We start from the raw sequence: 19,881 nt of genomic DNA on the forward strand, positions 1-19,881 counted from the left end.
GTAGTATTTTACGAACACGAGGCTGGTGCGTACAATGTTGGAGAGGTTTTTAAAAAAGCAAAATGAATCTCAAGAGGCGGGGACATTTCTCCACGTCCCAGAGCACGTAGCGATCGTCATGGATGGGAACGGGAGATGGGCAACGAAACGTGGCCTTCCTCGGAACATCGGTCATCGTGAAGGAATGAAAAGAATTCATGAAATCACAGAAAGTGCAGATGATATCGGGGTGAAAATCCTTACGATGTTTGCGTTTTCTACTGAAAATTGGGGTCGGCCACAAACTGAAGTTGATTTCATTTTACGTTTGCCAGAACGCTTTATTGAAAGCGAGTTACCAAAGTTAATGAAAAACAACGTACAAGTCAAAATGATGGGATCAAATGAGGGTCTTCCGCAGCACACGATAAATGCGGTACAAAAAGCAGTGAATGAAACGGCAACTAACGATGGAATCGTATTGAATTTGGCCTTGAACTATGGAGGTCGAGCCGACATTACTCGAGCTGTACAGAAGCTTTGTCTTGAAGTGGATGAGGGGAAACGTGACGCCAACAGTATTACCGAACAAGACATTACAGAGAGCTTATTTAGTCACCATTACCCAGATCCTGACCTCTTCATTCGCACGAGTGGAGAAATCCGTTTGAGTAATTTCATGCTTTGGCAGATGGCTTATAGTGAATTCGTATTTACGGATGTATTATGGCCCGATTTCTCAAAAAAAGACTTCTTAGAAGCGATTGACGTCTATCAAGCGCGCAAGCGTCGATACGGCAGTCTATAAGGAGATTTCTTATGAAGCTTAGAGTGTTAACAGCAGTTGTAGGACTCGTCGTTTTATTAATTCCACTGATTGTTGGTGGACCGCTTTTTCTTGCCCTCGTCGCAGCAATGACCGTCGTTGGGTTTTTTGAGTTGCTTCGTATGAACAAAATACCAATTCTATCAATTCCTGCAGCACTTGGAGTTAGTGCTGCCCTCGTTTTATTACTTACAGGACCGAACTTAGAACGCTTTAGCAATGAGACGACATTGGCATGGTTGATTGTCATCTTTATGTTGCTGCTACTCACAACGTTTCTTTCAAACAACCGCTACCATTTTGGTGCTGTTGCGTTTGTTGCGTTTTCAGCGTTGTACGTAGGGATCGGTTTTCATTTCTTCTATGCTGCTCGCATTGAATTTGGTTTACCATACATATTTTTTGTGTTGCTTGCCATTTGGGCAACAGACACAGGCGCTTATTTATTCGGAAAGAAATTCGGAAAAACGAAACTATCACCACATATTTCACCGAATAAAACGATTGAAGGTGCGACAGGAGGCTTATTATTAGCGCTCATCGTAGGGGTTGTTTACAGTCTCTTTTTACCACCTTATGAATCACTTTTCGTCACGATTGTAGCATTGATTGTCATCTCTGTTGCTGGACAGTGTGGGGATTTAGTTGAATCAGCGTTTAAGCGCTATTACGATGTGAAAGATTCTGGGCGAATTCTACCAGGACATGGAGGGGTGCTCGACCGCTTCGACAGTCTTCTATTCGTCTTTCCGTTGCTTTATGTTGTATCGGTCATTTTAGGGGGATAAGCATATGAAAAGAGTTGCCATCATAGGATCAACTGGGTCTATTGGTACGCAAACGTTAGACGTGATCCGTGAGCATCGTGATCAGTTCACAGTAGAACTACTCGCATGTGGACGAAATATTTCACTTTTAAAAGAACAAATTGCAGAATTTCAACCGAAAATCGTCTTAATTGAACGTAAAGAAGACCTTTCACGTTTAGAAGGCCATTTAGGACAGGCAAAAGCATACGCTGGTGAAGCAGCAATGTTAGAAGCATTAATGTCACCGAGTATTGATTTTGTAATGAATGCAATGGTCGGGGCGCGAGGCTTAAAGCCGACGATGAGTGCGATTAAAGCTGGAAAGACGATCGGAATCGCAAATAAAGAAACGCTCGTTACCGCTGGACACATCGTAACGGATGCGTGCAAGAAATACGGTGCTGAATTAATTGCCGTTGATAGTGAGCACTCAGCCATTTTGCAAAGCTTACGAGGCAACCAAATGAGCGAAGTGGAACGAATCATCGTGACTGCGTCTGGAGGAAGTTTTAGAGATTGGTCGTATGATGAGCTGAAAAATGCAACGCTTCAAGATGCCCTTAAACATCCGAACTGGTCGATGGGACAAAAAGTGACGATTGATTCAGCGACGATGATGAACAAAGGTCTTGAAGTTATTGAAGCACGTTGGTTGTTTGATATTGATTACGATCATATTGACGTTTTAATCCACCGCGAGAGCATTATTCATTCGCTCGTAGAGTACAAAGACAAGAGCGTCATGGCGCAACTCGGATCACCAGACATGAAAGTTGCGATTCAATACGCCATGACGTATCCGAATCGACTTGAACTCCACGGTACAGAAAGGTTAAACTTGTTGGAAGTAGGCAAGCTTCATTTTGAGCCAACCGACAAAGACCGACACCGTTGTTTAGATCTTGCCATTGAAGCAGGGAGAAAAGGCGGTTCAATGCCGACGGTAATGAATGCGGCGAATGAAATTGCGGTTGAGAAGTTTTTGAAAGAAGAATTGTCGTTCTTAGAAATAGCAGAAACTGTAGAAAAAGCGCTCGCAACGCATACGCACATCTCTCACCCTTCGATTGAAGAAGTTCTTCAGGTCGATGAAGAGACTCGTCAACGTGTAGCAGCGCAATGACAGAGAAGGTGGGACGCACGTGCAAACGTTAATAGCCGTCATCATTATTTTTGGCTTAATCGTAGCCATACACGAATGGGGACATCTTTACTTTGCGAAGAAAATGGGCATTCTCTGCCGAGAGTTTGCCATTGGCTTCGGACCGAAATTGTATTCCAAAAAGAAAAATGAAACCCTCTATACGATCCGTCTTTTTCCGATCGGTGGGTTTGTACGCATGGCCGGTGAAGATCCAGAAACGGTTCAAATTAAACCAGGCTATGAAATTGGACTAACGTTTAATGATCAAGACAAAGTTAAAGAAATTATTGTCAACAACAAAGCGAAACACCCCGAAGCGAAAGTCGTTAGCGTTGAACGTATTGACCTTGAACATCAACTAAAGATTGATGCATACGGCGACGAAGAAGAAGGATTACAAACGTATGAGATTGACCCGAAAGCAGACTTAATCGTCGACGAAGAACGGAATCAAATTGCACCGTGGGACCGCCAGTTCGGTTCTAAAAAACCGTGGCAAAAAGCGGTCGCGATTTTTGCAGGGCCGTTTATGAACTTCGTCTTAGCGATTGTTCTATTCATAGGATACGGATTTATCGACGGCGTGCCGGTTCCAGAAGTAGGTGAAGTGGCTGAAACATCACCTGCTGAAGAAGTTGGTCTTCAAAATGGCGATACCATTTTAGCGCTTGATGGACAAGAGATGAGTGACTGGCGAGAAGTCCAAGAATATATCCAGAATAGCCCAGATGAGGCGATTGCATTTAGCATAGAGCGAGACAGCTCCGTTGAAACGATCTCGATTACACCGACTGCTGTGTACCACGAACCTTGGGACCGAGACATCGGACAAATCGGAATTATACCTGAGCGAGATAACGGTGTTTTACTCGTCATCCAAAACAGTTTCATTCAAACATATGAAGTCGTAGAATTAATTTTTGATGTGTTGTCATTAATCTTCACAGGCGAATTCTCTATTGACATGTTAGCTGGACCTGTAGGGATTTATGATGTGACCGGAGACGTTGTTGCACTCGGCTATGAAATGCTATTTTTATGGGCAGGAATGTTAAGTGTAAACATCGGGATCGTGAACTTACTTCCAATTCCAGCACTAGATGGTGGGCGCCTCGTCTTTATTGGAATTGAGGCGATTCGTGGAAAGCCTCTTGACCCGAATAAAGAAGGAATGGCACATTTTGTAGGATTTGCCTTACTCATGTTGCTCGTTCTCATGGTAACATGGAATGACATTACTCGATTGTTCTTATAAATCAACTACTAATAAAGCGAGATGAACGCGATGAGACAACAATTATTTTTTAGTCCAACGATGCGTGATGTGCCTTCTGATGCTGAGGCGATAAGTCATCAACTCATGTTACGAGCTGGACTTATGCGTCAAACGGCATCGGGAATCTACTCGTATTTACCACTCGGACTTCGCATGATTCAAAAAATCCAAGCATCATTCGCGAAGAGATGAATGCCTCAGGTGCACAAGAACTATTGATGCCTGCCATTCAACCTTCAGAGCTTTGGGAAGAATCAGGACGCCTCGGGGATTACGGACCTGAACTAATGCGACTGAATGATCGTCATGATCGTGAATTCGTACTCGGGCCGACGCATGAAGAAGTAATTACCACACTCGTGCGTGACGGCATTGCGTCGTACAAACGCTTACCAGTGAACTTGTATCAAATTCAAACGAAGTACCGCGATGAGCGCCGTCCGCGCTTTGGGTTGCTTCGCGGACGTGAATTTATTATGAAAGATGCGTATTCATTTAGCGTGTCAGATGATGAGCTAAATGAAACGTACGAGTCAATGTACAAAACGTATGAACGAATCTTCAAGCGCTGTGGACTCGATTTTCGTGCGGTTAAAGCAGACGGTGGTGCGATTAGTGGTTCTGCTGGTGAAACGCATGAATTCCAAGCGCTCGCAGCGATTGGTGAAGACACGATTGCGTACTCGGATACATCAACCTTTGCAGCGAACATTGAAATTGCAGCAACAGCAGCACCGACTGAAGAAGCGGTTGGTGTTGAACAAGACCTGAAAGAAATCTCAGCAGACAATCTAGCTGCTGCGGTTTCTGGCAATTCAATTGAACTACGAAACACACTGTTTTTCGTAGATGAAAAGCCTGTGCTTGTCGTTTCGAAAGCTGAAGACATGATTAGTGATGTGAAGCTTAGTGGACACTTCAAGACGCTTGCGGTTCAAGAAGCATCGTCAAAAGAAGTTGAAGCACTCTTTGGTGTTGAACAAGCATATGTAGGCCCACTTCATGCAGATGAAGGTCTAACAATCGTTGTAGATCACGGATTAACACACGTGAAAAACGCAACAACAGGTGCAAATGCTCAAGGGCAATACGTTACGAACGTATCGATCTCGCGTGATTTAACGGACGCTGATCTTGTTGACCTTCGCATGATTAAGGAAGGCGATGCTTCTCCAGACGGAGTTGGTACCATTCAATTCGCACAAGGTATTGAAGTCGGGCAAGTATTTAAGCTTGGTACGAAGTATTCCGAAGTGTTAAAGGCTGAAGTTCTTGATGAGAATGGTCGTAGTCAACCATTGAAGATGGGTTGTTATGGCATTGGGGTTTCACGTACGCTTGCAGCGATTATTGAGCAGCACCATGATGAAAACGGCATCGTATGGCCACAGGAAGTCACACCGTTCGACTTGCACTTACTCGTTTTAAATGCAAAAGCCGACGAGCAAGTTGAGCTAAGTGAGAAGCTTTACGAAACCCTTCAACAAGACGGTTATGACGTATTGTATGATGATCGTAAAGAACGAGCAGGTGTGAAGTTCAAAGATAGTGATTTGTTCGGTTTGCCATTACGCATTGCCGTTGGTAAACGAGCGAGTGAAGGAATTGTTGAAGTGAAAGAGCGCAAAACGGGTGTTGTTCATGAAGTACATGTGGACGAGCTTGCAGCGTTTTTGAAAAGATAAATGCAAGGTGAGAGAGGGTGCGAGGAATCGTCTCTCTCTTTTTCATGATAGGATTTGAAAGAAGGTGTGCACGTCAGTGAGCGATCACGTAAGGCAAGAAAGATTTCAGCTATTACTAGAACAGATCGGTATTCCAGAAGAAATTAAAGAGAAAGAGCTTCGCGAAGGCTCGATCGAACGATTAGAAGTCAATCGAGAGCGACGTCATTGGCAATTTTACATTCAACTCCCATCGCCCGTAACGCCACTCGTCTTTGAAATGCTTGAAGAAAAACTCGTCTTTGCATTTCGCGAGATTGCATCCGTTGGATTTACAGTGTCTTACAAAACAGGTGCACTGAACTTGGACAATGTTGAGTCGTTTTGGCCTGCGATCGTAAGGAAAACAAAAGACCTCCCTGACCATATTCAACTTAAACTAGAGCGTTTGAAGCCTCACGTATCAAGCAAAGGACTTGGGATTCGTAGCTTGAGTGATGCAGAAGCAACGTCTTTAGAGCGACAAGCAAAGCCCGTTATTGAAACAGCACTTCTTGAATGTGGTTTTGAGCGAATCAATGTGTATACGTATGTCGGTGCGGATGAAGAAGAAACACAACGATTTCAAGAAAAGAAAAAAGAAGAAGAACAGTCTAAAGTCATTGAAGCGATGATGGAGCGACAAAAACAAGAGAAAAATGCAGAGAACAGCGTAAAGAATGCACCTCTACAACTCGGTTATCCAATCAAAGAAGATCCGATGCAATTAACATCGATTCAAGATGAAGAACGACGGGTAACTGTTCAAGGGTACGTATTTGACGTCGAAACACGTGAACTTAGAAGCGGTCGACTGCTACTTACGTGCAAAGTGACCGATTATAGCGACTCGTTGCTCGTGAAAATGTTCTCAAGAGACAAAGAAGACATCCCGATGATGCAACAATTAAAAAAGGGGATGTGGATTAAGGCTCGAGGAAGCATTCAAAACGACACGTTCGTTCGCGACCTCGTCATGATTGCTAATGACATTACAGAAATCTCCATGTCTGAACGGATCGATGATGCACCAGAAGACGAACGTCGAGTCGAACTTCACGCGCATACAGTGATGAGTCAGATGGATGCAACCATTACAAGCTCACAGCTCATTGAACAAGCCGCCAAGTGGGGTCACCGTGCGGTAGGAATTACGGACCATGGCGTCGTTCAAGCGTTTCCTGAAACGTACTCTGCTGCGAAAAAGCATGGCATTAAAGCGATTTATGGCATGGAAGCCAATTTAGTCGATGACGGAGTTCCAATCGCGTACAATGAAGCGAAACGTCATTTGCTTGAAGACACGTTTGTCGTATTTGACGTTGAGACGACAGGGCTTTCAGCGGTCTATGATACGATTATTGAGCTTGCTGCTGTAAAGGTCGTAAACGGCGAGATTGTGGAGCGTTATGAATCGTTTGCAAATCCTCACGTTCCATTAACCGCAAAAATTACAGAGCTTACAGGCATTACGGACAAAATGCTAGAAGACGCCAAAGAAGTAAGTCAACTCTTAGAAGAGTTTCGTGATTTTGTCGGTGATTGTGGTCTTGTCGCCCACAACGCGAGCTTCGATATTGGATTTATTAATGCTGGATACAAAAAGCTCGGTTGGCCTGAAGTTACAAACCCAGTCGTTGATACGTTAGAATTAGCAAGGTTTTTACACCCTAACCTTAGAAATCATCGTCTGAATACACTTTGTAAGACGTTTGATATTGAACTTGTGAGTCATCACCGTGCAATTTATGATACAGAAGCAACGGCATACTTGTATTCAAAGCTTGCGAAGGACGCTCAAGAAAAAGAGATTGATTATCACAATCAGTTGAATGACAACATGGGTCAAGGTGATTTCTATAAAAACCGACCGTCACACGTGACGATCCACGTATTAAATCAAACCGGTTTAAAGAATTTGTACAAGCTCGTTTCACTTTCGCACATGCATTACTTCCACCGCACTCCGAGAATCCCTCGTTCTAAATTAAAGCAACACCGAGAGGGATTATTTATCGGTTCTGGATGTGAGAAAGGCGAAGTGTTTGAGACCGCGATGCAAAAGTCTCTTGAAGAGGCGGAGAAGGTCGCACAGTTTTATGATTACATCGAAATTCAACCACCTGCGTTGTACATGCACCTCGTTGAAAAAGAAATCATTCGCACAGAAGCGCAGTTGTATGATGTGTTGCGTAAAGTGCACAGTCTCGGAGAAAAGTTGGATAAACCGGTCATTGCAACGGGCAATGTTCATTACTTGGAACAAAGAGATTCGGTGTACCGCAAAATTTTAATCGGTTCTCAAGGCGGTGCAAACCCCCTTAACAACCAAACGTTACCGAAAGCGCATTTTAGAACGACGAATGAAATGTAGAAGAGCTCTCGTTTTTAGGTGAAGAAGCTGCGAAGCGAGCCGTCATCGTCGAGCCGAACAACCTCGTTGATCTTGCAGATGACGTGCAGCCAATTCCGAGCGAGTTGTATACACCGACAATTGAAGGTGCCGAAGATGAAATGCGTGACATTACGTACGGCAAGGCGAAAGAAATCTACGGTGAAGAGTTGCCTGAAATTGTTGAAGCGCGACTTAAGAAAGAACTCGACAGCATTATCGGTCACGGTTTTGCGGTCATCTATTTAATTTCCCAAAAGCTCGTAAAGCGTTCGCTTGAAGATGGCTACCTTGTAGGTTCGAGGGGTTCAGTCGGATCATCGTTCGTTGCAACGATGTCAGAGATTACAGAAGTGAACCCGTTACCGCCGCATTACGTCTGTCCGAAATGTACGCATTCGATCTTCTTTGATGACGGTTCAGTCGCATCTGGGTACGACTTACCGAAAAAAGAGTGTGAGAAATGCGGAGCGAATTACGACCGTGATGGGCAAGACATTCCGTTTGAGACGTTCCTCGGATTTAAAGGAGATAAAGTTCCCGATATTGACTTGAACTTCTCAGGAGAGTATCAACCACGGGCACACGCGTATACACGGGATTTGTTCGGTGAAGAAAATGTCTATCGTGCCGGTACAATCGGTACCGTAGCGGAAAAGACCGCTTACGGCTACGTTCGCGGATACCAAAACGATCACGGCCTTTATTACCGTGGTGCAGAAGTTGACCGACTCGTTTCGGGCTGTACAGGAGTTAAGCGAACGACGGGGCAACACCCAGGTGGAATTATCGTCGTTCCCGAAGAATACGATGTGCATGATTTTAGCCCAGTGCAATTCCCGGCAGATGACAAAAATGCGACGTGGAAGACGACGCACTTTGATTTTCATTCCATTCATGACAACTTGTTAAAACTCGATATACTCGGACACGATGATCCGACCGTTATTCGTATGTTGCAAGACTTAAGTGGGATGGATCCAAAGGACATTCCACTTGATGACAAAGAAGTTATGAAAATCTTTGAAGGACCAGAAGTGTTAGGTGTTACGAAAGACCAAATTATGTGTAAGACTGGAACATATGGTATTCCTGAGTTTGGAACACGCTTCGTTCGTCAAATGCTTGAAGAAACAAAGCCGAAGACATTCTCAGAGCTACTGCAAATCTCAGGTCTTTCACACGGCGCAGACGTGTGGCTAGGAAATGCTGAAGAGTTAATTCGTGATGGCATTTGTGAGTTAAAAGACGTGATTGGTCTTCGTGATAACATTATGGTAAACCTGATCTACAAAGGGCTTGAGCCGGTCTTGCCTTTAAGATTACCGAGTTCGTACGTAAAGGAAAAGGGTTGCAAGAAGAGTGGATTGAAGAGATGCGAAAGCATGACGTGCCAGAGTGGTACATTAACTCTTGTTTAAAGATTAAGTACATGTTCCCGAAAGCCCATGCTGCGGCCTACGTACTCATGGCAGTACGTATTGCCTATTTCAAAGTTCATCATCCGATTCTTTTTTACGCAGCGTATTTCAGCGTACGGGCGAGTGATTTTGAAATTGACACGATGCAAAAAGGCGGAGCCGCAATTCGTGCACGAATTGAAGAAATTAACGCCAAAGGTTTTGACGCATCGCCTAAAGAGAAAAACTTAGTTACCGTGCTAGAACTTGCCCTTGAAATGTGTGAACGTGGCTTTGAATTTAAAGATGTTGACTTGTATCGTTCTGAAGCGACGGCATTCCTCGTAGAAGACGACGGGTTGATTCCACCGTTTGGCGCACTTGAAGGAGTCGGTGCAAACGCGGCCAAGTCCATTGTTGAAGCACGAGTAGACGGCGAGTTCCTTTCTAAAGAAGATCTTCAACAACGAAGCAAAGCGACCAAAACGGTCATCGAACACCTCGACCAAAGCGGAGCGCTTGAAGGCTTGCCAGATTCCAACCAGCTGTCACTGTTCTAATCCGTAATCTTAAGGCATTTGCAATGTCTGGGAATATGTGCTATCGTTATTATCGGTGACAAACGGATAAGTTTTTATGAAAGAGTGGGGCTTCCCCACTCTTTCTTGTATGTAATAAGTCGATTCCGATAAAGTAATGATTGTCGCAGCAAGGAGGGAAACGATGTCACAAAACATTCAAACCGCCGTTTCAGAAATTACCGAACCGATCCTTCAAGAACTTGGAATGGAACTCGTTGATATCGAGTACAAAAAAGAAGGTAAAAACTGGTTTTTACGTTTGTTCATCGACCATCCAGACGGAATTGGACTCGATGAATGTAGCCTCGTAAGTGAGCGAGTGAGCGAAGCGTTAGACCGTGAAGATCCAATTGAAGGATTTTATTATTTAGAAGTAAGCTCGCCAGGTGCTGAACGACCGCTCAAGAAAGAGAAAGACTTTGTCGAGGCGGTTGGCAAAAACGTTTACGTGAAAACGTATGAGCAACTGGACGGTCAAAAGGAATTCGAAGGCAATTTGACAAGCTATGAAAATGAAACATTAACGATTGCGATTCGTGTGAAGGCACAAGCGAAAACGATCACGATTCCACGAGAAAAAATTGCTACAGCAAGGCTATCTGTACTCTAAGCCGTAGTACTACTTGAAGGGGGATATGTTCCGTTATGAACAGCGACTTTCTAGATGCTTTAACGACGCTAGAAGAAGATAAAGGCATCGAAAAGGAAATCGTGTTAGAAGCGATAGAAGCAGCACTTATTTCTGCATACAAACGTAATTTTAGCCAAGCTCCAAATGTCCGTGTTGACATTAACCGAGATAATGGTGAGATTAAAGTTTTTGCAAGAAAGCAAGTCGTTGAAGAAGTGTTTGATCCAAGACTTGAAATTTCAATTGAGTCAGCAAAGGAAATTCGTGTTTCCTACGAGTTAGATGACATCGTTGAAATCGAAGTAACGCCGAAAGACTTCGGTCGTATTGCGGCCCAAACCGCAAAACAAGTCGTTACACAACGTGTACGTGAAGCAGAGAGAAGCATCATTTATTCTGATTTCATTGACCGTGAAGAAGATATTATGACAGGGATTGTTCAACGCCAAGACCACCGTTTTATTTACGTTGATCTTGGGAAAGTTGAAGCGATCTTGCCTCAAAATGAGCAAATGCCAAATGAGGAATACAAACACAACGACCGTATTAAGTCGTATATTACGAAAGTAGAAAAAACGACTAAAGGTCCACAAATTATGATTTCAAGAACTCACCCAGGTCTTCTAAAGCGTTTGTTTGAATTAGAAGTTCCAGAGATTTATGATGGAACTGTAGAGATTCGTTCCGTTGCTCGTGAAGCAGGAGATCGTTCTAAGATTTCTGTGTTTGCACAAGACCCAGAAGTTGATCCTGTCGGTTCATGTGTCGGCCCAAGAGGTGGACGTGTTCAGACGATCGTAAACGAGCTTAAAGGCGAGAAGATCGATATCGTTGAGTACTCAGAGAGCCCGGTTAATTACGTAGGTAACGCATTAAGTCCATCAAAAGTACTCGATGTTCAAGTGAATGAAGAGGAAAAAAGCACACTCGTCATCGTGCCAGATTACCAACTTTCACTTGCGATCGGTAAGCGTGGACAAAACGCACGTCTAGCAGCGAAGTTAACAGGCTGGAAGATTGACATTAAGTCTCAATCAGAAGCAGAAGAACTTGGAATCTATGATCCGAGTACGGCTCGCGTACCTGGGGAACCTTCGAACGAAGAGTCTGACTTTGACGGTCAGGTTGAGGAGCAAGAAGAAGAATGAAGCAACGCAAAGTCCCGATGCGCAAATGCATCGTCTCCAATGAGATGAAGCCGAAGAAAGATTTAACACGCCTTGTGCGTGACAGTGAAGGTCATGTTGCAGTCGACCTCACGGGCAAAAAAAACGGTCGAGGTGCTTACATTACAAACGATCGTGAAAGCTTTCTGAAGTTGAAGGATAAGGATTTATTATCTCGTCATTTAAAAGTAAAAGTCACAACAGAAGATTACGAACGATTAATTGAAGAAAGTAGAGGGAACGATTCATGACCGATGAAGCTTTTTATCGCTTTTTAGGGTTGTGTATGCGCGCTGGTAAACTTGTCAGTGGGGAAGATACGGTTCTTCGACTCGTTCGTGATCGCAAAGTCGATTTAGTACTCATCTCAAACGATGCGTCTAACAATACAGAGAAATTGTTTCATGCGAAGTGTCAATCATACAACACACCGATTAAAACAGCAGGAACAAGAGAACATCTAGGTAGAGCAATCGGAAAGCAGGAGAGGGTTGTACTTGGCATAACAGACAAAGGGTTCGCCAAAAAACTGACATCGATGATCGATGATTAGAAGCTGGAGGTTATGTCTATGCCTAAAATGCGAGTATATGAATACGCTAAAACCGTTAATAAGTCCAGTAAAGATATTGTCAACGCCTTAAAGGCCAAAAATATAGAAGTTAACAACCATATGTCCGTGATTGATGATCATGCCATCAAACAGCTAGAGAGTGAATCAGCGGAGAGTAAGGATGGGAGTATGCAGAAAAAAGATAATCAGCAAGGGCAATCTGCCAATGCAAAGAAACCAGCGAAGAAAGTGGATAACTCTACGAGAAATCGTAAGCAATCACCACAACAAAACCAACGTCCACCACATTTAAGAGGTAACCGTGGACCAGGTAGACGTGGAAAGAGCAAGAAGAATCGTCCGAAAGAAATGGCTAAGACGCCAGACAAAATCAAGATTTCAGGAAGTTTATCTGTTGCTGAACTCGCTGAAAAGTTAAGAAAAGAATCAGCAGAAATCATTAAGAAGCTTATGGGTATGGGCGTAATGGCGACAAAGAACGAAGAGCTTGACGTCACGACAATCCAACTCCTTTGTGAAGACTTCGGTGTTGAAGTTGAAGAAGAAGAAATCGTTGATGTCCTTGATATGGATCTATACGAAGAAGAAGACGCACCAGCTGACTTAGGCGTTCGTCCTCCAGTCGTAACGATTATGGGACACGTTGACCACGGGAAAACGACGCTTCTTGATGCGATTCGTAAAACGAAAGTAACGGACACTGAAGCAGGCGGAATCACACAGCACATCGGTGCATACCAAGTTGAAGAGAACGGCAAGAAAGTAACGTTCCTCGATACACCTGGTCACGCCGCATTTACGACGATGCGTGCGCGTGGTGCACAAGTTACTGACATTACGATTCTCGTTGTTGCAGCAGATGATGGTGTTATGCCACAAACGGTTGAAGCACTTAACCACGCTAAAGCAGCGGAAGTACCAATTATTGTAGCGGTTAACAAAATGGATAAAGAAAACGCCAATCCTGATCGCGTTATGCAAGAGTTAACAGAGCATCAGCTCGTTCCTGAAGCCTGGGGTGGAGAAACGATCTTCGTTAACGTTTCTGCTGTCAAAGGCGAAGGCATTGATGAATTGCTAGAGATGATTCTACTCGTTTCTGAAGTAGAGGAATTCAAAGCAAACCCTGATAAGCGTGCGCAAGGTACAGTCGTTGAGGCTGAACTTGACAAAGGACGTGGACCGGTTGCTACGTTGCTCGTTCAAAACGGTACGATGAACGTCGGTGACCCGATTGTTGTCGGTAACACATTCGGTCGAATTCGTGCAATGGTCAACGACTTAGGACGCCGCGTGAAAACTGCTGGTCCATCTACGCCAGTAGAAATTACAGGACTAAGTGATGTGCCTCAAGCAGGAGATCAATTCCTCGTCTTTGAAGATGAGAAAAAAGCTCGCCAAGTCGGTGAAGGCCGTCAAGCAAGAGCAAAAGAGGCTGAACGTAAACAGTCTTCTAAAGTTAGCCTTGATGATCTGTTTAATCAGATCCAAGAAGGGGAACTTAAAGAAATCAACGTCATCATTAAAGCCGACGTTCAAGGTTCTGCTGAAGCAGTTAAAGGCTCACTAGAAAAGATTGACGTTGAAGGTGTGAAAGTAAACATCATTCATACAGCAGTTGGTGCGATTTCAGAGTCTGACGTTATTTTAGCATCGGCTTCAAACGCAATTATCGTCGGATTTAACGTTCGCCCAGATGTGAACGCGAAACGTACAGCTGATTCTGAGAAAGTAGACGTTCGCCTTCACCGTGTGATTTATGATGCAATCGAAGAGATTGAGTCAGCGATGAAGGGAATGCTTGATCCAGAGTTCGAAGAAAAAGTACTCGGGCAAGTGGAAGTTCGTCAAACGTTTAAAGTATCGAAAATCGGTACAATTGCCGGAAGTTACGTTCTCGAAGGAAAAATCACTCGTGATAGTAGCGTTCGTGTAATTCGTGACGGTGTGATCGTTTACGACGGTAAAGTGGATGTATTAAAACGTTTCAAAGATGATGTTAAAGAAGTTGCAACAAACTACGAATGTGGGGTTACACTTGAGAACTTTAACGATGTCAAAGAAGGCGACATCATTGAGCCTTACAAGATGGTTGAAGTTCCAAGAACGTGATAGGCGTCATTCATCTTGAATGCTCGTTGCCAGACTCACATTCTCTAAAAGAGAAACGATCGGTGTTACAAAGCATTCTTACGCGAGCTAAAAAGCGCAATTTGTCTATATCCGAAATGGATAAACAAGATGCATGGCAACGTACGGTGTTATCTGCAGCTTGTGTGAGCAATGATAAAACCGTCATTGAGAAAGAATTGCGTGTGCTAGAGAACATGATTGAGATGCACGAAGATATTGAGTGCATCTCAATATCGTTTGAATGGTTATAACACCTAATCGAATAACGATTGAGGTGGAAATATGAGTCAAATGCGTGCACAACGTGTTGGTGAACAAATGAAAAAAGAGTTAAGCGACATCTTAATGCGAGGCGTCAAAGACCCACGTGTACAATTTGTAACCGTAACAGGTGTAGATGTAACGGGTGATTTACAACAAGCAACCGTTTATGTCACCGTATTAGGTTCAGATGAAGAGAAAAGCCAGGCGCTAGCTGCATTGAAAAAGGCGAAAGGGTTTGTTCGTTCTGAAATTGGCAAGCGGATCCAGCTACGTAAAACGCCTGAGCTTGACTTCGAATTTGATGAGTCGATTGCCTACGGTAATCGCATTGAAGAGCTATTGAAAGATATAGATAAAGGGGATTAGTACGCCTATGCAAAGCGGAATATTACCTTTGTACAAGCCAGCAGGCCATACGTCACACGATATGGTCGTTAAAGCTCGGAAATGGCTACAAACAAAAGAAGTCGGTCACACAGGAACGCTTGATCCTGCTGTGACTGGCGTTTTGCTTCTATGCATTGGAAGAGCGACAAAGCTCGTTCCAATGTTAATGGAGCGCCCGAAAGCTTATGAAGGTATTGTGTCACTCGGATCAACAACGACGACTGAAGATGCTGAAGGTGAGATTCTTGACAAGGTCGAGCTTCACGACACGCCAACAGAAGAAGCCGTTGATCACGTTTTGAAGCAATTCAACGGCGAGATTACACAAACCCCTCCGATGTATTCGGCTGTAAAAGTAAAAGGAAAGCGCTTATACGAATACGCAAGAGAAGGCATTGAAGTTGAAAGGCCGAAACGTCAAGTGACGATTTACGATGCAAAGCGTACGGGAGAGATTAGCCTAAACGGTACCTCTGCACATTTTCCAATTTCTGTAATGTGTTCAAAAGGTACGTACATACGAACGTTTGCAGTTGATGTCGGGCAGGCGCTTGGGTTTCCGGCACACTTACATTCTTTAACACGGACGATGAGCGCTGGAGTTAAAGACTCTCAATGTGTAACGGTGGAGCAAATGGAGGCAGCTTCTCTTGAAGAGCGGATGTCTTATCTTCTACCCATCAGTGAAACGCTTCAACATCTTCCACATATGGAATTAAGTGACACGCTGTTTAACTTGGTGAAAAACGGTGCGGTGCTTGATGAATCGGATGTATCGGTTCCGTTTGAGCAAAAGCTTGTGTTTACGTACCAAGACACACTCGTTGCGATCTACGAGCATCATCCGAACAAGCCTTCGAAGATTAAACCAAATGTAATGTTACGAAGACCTTCTTAAAAAGAAAGAGTGACGCGTATGCAAATCCATTACCTAACAAAAGGGCGAAGTGAAGAAGAACGTAACGACAACCCTGCGGTTAGCGTTGCGCTTGGATATTTTGATGGTGTTCATCAAGGGCATCAGCGAGTCATTCAAGAAGCGAAAGCAAAAGCAAAAGAACGAGGCGTCGAAAGTGCGGTGCTTACGTTCCACCCTCACCCAAAAACGGTACTCGGAAACGACCCTGTCGATGTATACGATGAGATTACGCCGCTTGAACAGAAAATCAAAGCGATTGAGTCAGTCGGTGTTGATCATGTGTTTGTCGTCACGTTTGACCGAGAACTTTCGAGTTTATCTCCTCAACAATTTGTCGATACTTATCTTATTCCAATTCATGCTGTGCACGTTGTCGCGGGTTTTGATTATTCCTATGGCAAGTTCGGCAAAGGTTCTATGGAGACGATGCCAGAGCATAGCAAAGGACGCTTTACGACGTCTGTTGTAGAGAAATGGGAACAAGAAGGCGAGAAAGTAAGTTCGACTCGCATTCGCCAAGCGATTAAAGACGGTCAGATGAGGCTTGCACAATCGTTACTCACGAGACCATATCAAATCGATGGTAAAGTTATACGCGGAGACCAACGTGGACGCGAACTCGGCTTTCCAACTGCGAATCTCTCATTAGACGTACCGTTCATTACGCCAAGTACTGGTGTTTACGTCGTAGATGCGATCGTACAGGGTCGTGTGTACCCTGCGCTATGCAATGTCGGCTACCTACCAACGTTCTTTGATGATCGTAAAGAAGTGAGTATTGAAGTGTACTTACTCGACTTTGACGGAGATTTGTATGAGGAGACGATGATCGTCCAGTTCTATAAGAAACTTCGAGATGACGTGAAATTCTCATCAGCCGATGCACTCGTTGCTCAAATGAAAGATGATGAAAAAAAAGCGTTAGAATACTTTAAAATCAGCTGAATCTCTTGCATTTTTGTTTGAAAACAGGTATTCTATCACATGTAGTCTGTCACTTAGATGAGACGACACACCTTATTCTTGGCAGGTACGCTCCACCGGCGATTTGCGAGGACTAAGGATATAGAAGAAAAGGAGGTGGAAAGGATGGCACTAAGTCTAGAGCGTAAACAACAAATCGTTGAGGAGTTCAAAACTCACGATACGGACACTGGTTCACCAGAAGTTCAAATCGCTATCCTAACTGAGCAAATTAACGAGTTAAACGATCACTTACGTACACACAAGAAAGATCACCACTCACGTCGTGGTCTCTTGAAGATGGTTGGTAAGCGTCGTAACTTACTCACGTATTTGCGTAACAAAGATGTCACGCGTTACCGTGAGATCATTCAAAAGCTAGGATTACGTCGTTAACGAGAAAAGCGGGGATATTTCCCGCTTTTTTTAAAATCTATAAGATATGTAACTAAATTCGTTTTAAAGGAGGGAACCGTTTTTTATGACAGGTGAACCCCAAACATTTTCACTCACCGTCGGTGGGCGTGAAATGTCATTTGAGATTGGTAAATTTGCAAAGCAAGCTAGTGGAGCAGTGCTCGTACGCTACGGTGATAGCGCCGTATTAACAGCAGCAACAGGCTCAAAAGAACCAAAAGACCTTCCATTTTTCCCACTAACGGTTAATTATGAAGAGCGTCTGTACGCAGCAGGTAAGATTCCAGGAGGTTTCATTAAGCGTGAAGGCCGCCCATCTGAACATGCGGTGCTTACAAGTCGTTTGATTGACCGTCCGATTCGTCCCTTATTCCCAGATGGATTCCGTAATGATGTACAAGTTATTAACACCGTAATGAGTGCTGACCCAGATGCTTCATCTGAGATGGCAGCTATGATTGGTTCTTCACTTGCACTAGGAATTTCAGACATTCCGTTTGCAGGTCCAATTGCAGGTGTACAGATTGGATTAATTGATGGTGAATTTGTCGTCAATCCAACACATGAACAGTCGAAAGCAAGCATTATGGACTTAACGGTTGCAGGTACGAAGGAAGGCATCAACATGGTTGAAGCCGGAGCAGACGAAGTGTCAGAAGAGAAAATGCTCGAAGCAATTCTTTTCGGTCACGAGGAAATCAAAGCGATTATCGCTGTCCAAGAAGACATCATTGCCCAAGTTGGCAAAGAGAAAATGGACGTCGTTTTAGCAACGGTTAACCAAGATATAGAAGCACAAGTTCGTGCACTATCTGAAGGTAAACTTAAAGATGCTGTACTTGTTAAAGAGAAGCATGAACGAGAAGCAGCTCTAAAAGTCGTTGAAGCAGACATTCTTGAGCAATATGAAGATGAAGAGATGCACGGAGATGTAAAAGAAATTTTACATAAGCTAACGAAAGAAGAATTCAGAAGGCTGATCACGAAAGAAAAGATTCGTCCAGACGGTCGTGGCCCAGAAGAAATTCGTCCGCTAGCTTCAGAAGTTCAACTTCTTCCGAGAACGCACGGTTCAGGTCTTTTCACGCGTGGACAAACACAAGCGATGAGCGTTTGTACGCTTGGTGCATTAGGTGAAGTTCAAATTATTGATGGATTGGGACAAGAAGAATCGAAACGTTTCATGCATCATTACAACTTCCCGCAATTTAGTGTCGGAGAAACTGGACCGATTCGTGCGCCAGGTCGTCGTGAAATTGGACACGGAGCACTTGGAGAACGTGCATTAGAACGCGTGATTCCAGATGAGCAGTCGTTCCCATACACGATTCGCCTCGTATCTGAAGTGTTAGAGTCAAACGGTTCAACGTCTCAAGCAAGTATTTGTGCAAGTACACTTGCGATGATGGATGCCGGTGTACCGATTAAAGCTCCAGTTGCAGGGATTGCAATGGGTCTTGTCAAAGAAGATGACTATGTAACCGTGCTCACTGACATTCAAGGAATGGAAGATGCACTTGGGGACATGGACTTTAAAGTTGCCGGTACAGGTGAAGGAATTACCGCTCTTCAGATGGACATGAAGATTTCAGGTATTAACCGCGACATTCTTGTTGAAGCATTAGAGCAAGCAAGAAAAGCAAGGTTACACATCTTAAACAGCATGCTTGATGTCATCCAGACATCTCGTCCTGAGCTATCTGCTTATGCGCCGAAGATTATGACGATGTCAATTAAACCAGACAAAATTCGTGATGTGATTGGACCGAGTGGTAAAGTGATCAATCAAATCATCGAAGACACTGGTGTTAAGATTGACATTGAACAAGACGGTACAGTGTACATTTCTTCTACAGATGCTACTGAAAACGAAGCTGCGAAACGTCTTATTGAAGACATCGTTCGTGAAGTTGAAGTTGGAGAAATTTACAACGGTAAAGTTAAACGCATCGAGAAATTTGGCGCGTTTGTTGAGCTATTCAAAGGCAAAGATGGTCTCGTTCACATTTCACAGCTTGCAAAAGAGCGTGTGAATAAAGTCGAAGACATCGTCAAAATTGGGGATCGACTTGAAGTGAAAGTTACGGAGATTGATAACCAAGGCCGTGTGAACCTTTCTCATAAAGTTCTTCTGAAAGATGAAGAAAAAGAAGAAACAAAAGAGAAGCCGGTTGAAAATAAAAGCGAATAACTGAAAAACTTGGTCCACTACCAAGTTTTTTTATTTTATCTTCGTGATGAGCACTTACATAAGAGCGATTAATTCCAGTCATTCTCGAAGCCCTTGTGCATAAAATAAGGACAAGGGAGGAATGCA

At 43.8% G+C, this 19,881-nt stretch carries 15 protein-coding genes and 2 pseudogenes; all 17 read left to right on the forward strand.

Features of this window, described 5'->3' with window-relative positions; genetic code table 11:
* Window positions 1-34: 34 nt before the first annotated feature.
* Entirely contained in the window at window positions 35-787 is a 753-nt protein-coding gene (locus tag JCM19038_RS06095) for an isoprenyl transferase (protein ID WP_042415672.1), read from the forward strand.
* 11 nt (window positions 788-798) lie between these two features.
* On the forward strand, window positions 799-1,593 hold the full coding sequence (locus JCM19038_RS06100; RefSeq protein WP_042415675.1) for a phosphatidate cytidylyltransferase: 795 nt from the start codon (window positions 799-801) through the stop codon (window positions 1,591-1,593).
* 4 nt (window positions 1,594-1,597) lie between these two features.
* A complete protein-coding gene (dxr, locus tag JCM19038_RS06105; RefSeq protein ID WP_042415677.1) occupies window positions 1,598-2,737 on the forward strand; it encodes a 1-deoxy-D-xylulose-5-phosphate reductoisomerase in 1,140 nt (379 codons plus the stop codon).
* Between the two features lie 19 nt (window positions 2,738-2,756).
* Entirely contained in the window at window positions 2,757-4,013 is a 1,257-nt protein-coding gene (rseP, locus tag JCM19038_RS06110; RefSeq protein ID WP_042415680.1) for an RIP metalloprotease RseP, read from the forward strand.
* Between the two features lie 30 nt (window positions 4,014-4,043).
* Window positions 4,044-5,719 (forward strand): annotated as a pseudogene (locus JCM19038_RS06115) (proline--tRNA ligase).
* Between the two features lie 76 nt (window positions 5,720-5,795).
* A pseudogene (locus tag JCM19038_RS06120) lies at window positions 5,796-10,089 on the forward strand (PolC-type DNA polymerase III).
* A gap of 163 nt (window positions 10,090-10,252) precedes the next feature.
* A complete protein-coding gene (rimP, locus tag JCM19038_RS06125; RefSeq protein ID WP_042415682.1) occupies window positions 10,253-10,720 on the forward strand; it encodes a ribosome maturation factor RimP in 468 nt (155 codons plus the stop codon).
* A gap of 35 nt (window positions 10,721-10,755) precedes the next feature.
* On the forward strand, window positions 10,756-11,889 hold the full coding sequence (nusA, locus tag JCM19038_RS06130) for a transcription termination factor NusA (protein WP_042415684.1): 1,134 nt from the start codon (window positions 10,756-10,758) through the stop codon (window positions 11,887-11,889).
* On the forward strand, window positions 11,886-12,158 hold the full coding sequence (gene rnpM, locus JCM19038_RS06135) for an RNase P modulator RnpM (protein WP_042415686.1): 273 nt from the start codon (window positions 11,886-11,888) through the stop codon (window positions 12,156-12,158). Before nusA ends, rnpM begins: the two co-directional genes overlap by 4 nt.
* The gene (locus JCM19038_RS06140; protein WP_042415691.1) at window positions 12,155-12,460 is read left to right on the forward strand and encodes a YlxQ family RNA-binding protein; all 306 of its coding nucleotides are present in this window, start codon (window positions 12,155-12,157) and stop codon (window positions 12,458-12,460) included. The genes rnpM and JCM19038_RS06140 overlap by 4 nt, the downstream gene beginning before the upstream one ends.
* A gap of 18 nt (window positions 12,461-12,478) precedes the next feature.
* Window positions 12,479-14,593 (forward strand): translation initiation factor IF-2, encoded by a 2,115-nt coding sequence (gene infB / locus JCM19038_RS06145; RefSeq protein WP_042415692.1) that lies wholly within the window; start codon window positions 12,479-12,481, stop codon window positions 14,591-14,593.
* Window positions 14,590-14,865, forward strand: coding sequence for a DUF503 domain-containing protein (locus tag JCM19038_RS06150; RefSeq protein WP_042415696.1), 276 nt, complete (start codon window positions 14,590-14,592; stop codon window positions 14,863-14,865). Before infB ends, JCM19038_RS06150 begins: the two co-directional genes overlap by 4 nt.
* A 31-nt stretch (window positions 14,866-14,896) precedes the next feature.
* Window positions 14,897-15,244, forward strand: a complete 348-nt coding sequence (rbfA, locus tag JCM19038_RS06155) for a 30S ribosome-binding factor RbfA (RefSeq protein ID WP_042361126.1) — start codon at window positions 14,897-14,899, stop codon at window positions 15,242-15,244.
* A gap of 7 nt (window positions 15,245-15,251) precedes the next feature.
* Window positions 15,252-16,163 (forward strand): tRNA pseudouridine(55) synthase TruB, encoded by a 912-nt coding sequence (truB, locus tag JCM19038_RS06160; RefSeq protein ID WP_042415699.1) that lies wholly within the window; start codon window positions 15,252-15,254, stop codon window positions 16,161-16,163.
* Window positions 16,164-16,181: 18 nt separating this feature from the next.
* Entirely contained in the window at window positions 16,182-17,129 is a 948-nt protein-coding gene (gene ribF / locus JCM19038_RS06165) for a riboflavin biosynthesis protein RibF (protein WP_042415702.1), read from the forward strand.
* Between the two features lie 144 nt (window positions 17,130-17,273).
* Window positions 17,274-17,543, forward strand: a complete 270-nt coding sequence (rpsO, locus tag JCM19038_RS06170; protein ID WP_042361128.1) for a 30S ribosomal protein S15 — start codon at window positions 17,274-17,276, stop codon at window positions 17,541-17,543.
* A 133-nt stretch (window positions 17,544-17,676) separates the two neighbouring features.
* Window positions 17,677-19,755, forward strand: coding sequence for a polyribonucleotide nucleotidyltransferase (locus tag JCM19038_RS06175; protein WP_373902534.1), 2,079 nt, complete (start codon window positions 17,677-17,679; stop codon window positions 19,753-19,755).
* The last annotated feature ends 126 nt before the right edge of the window (window positions 19,756-19,881 follow it).

The sequence above is a fragment of the Geomicrobium sp. JCM 19038 genome (genome assembly GCF_000698125.1).
GTDB lineage: Bacteria > Bacillota > Bacilli > Bacillales > Marinococcaceae > Geomicrobium_A.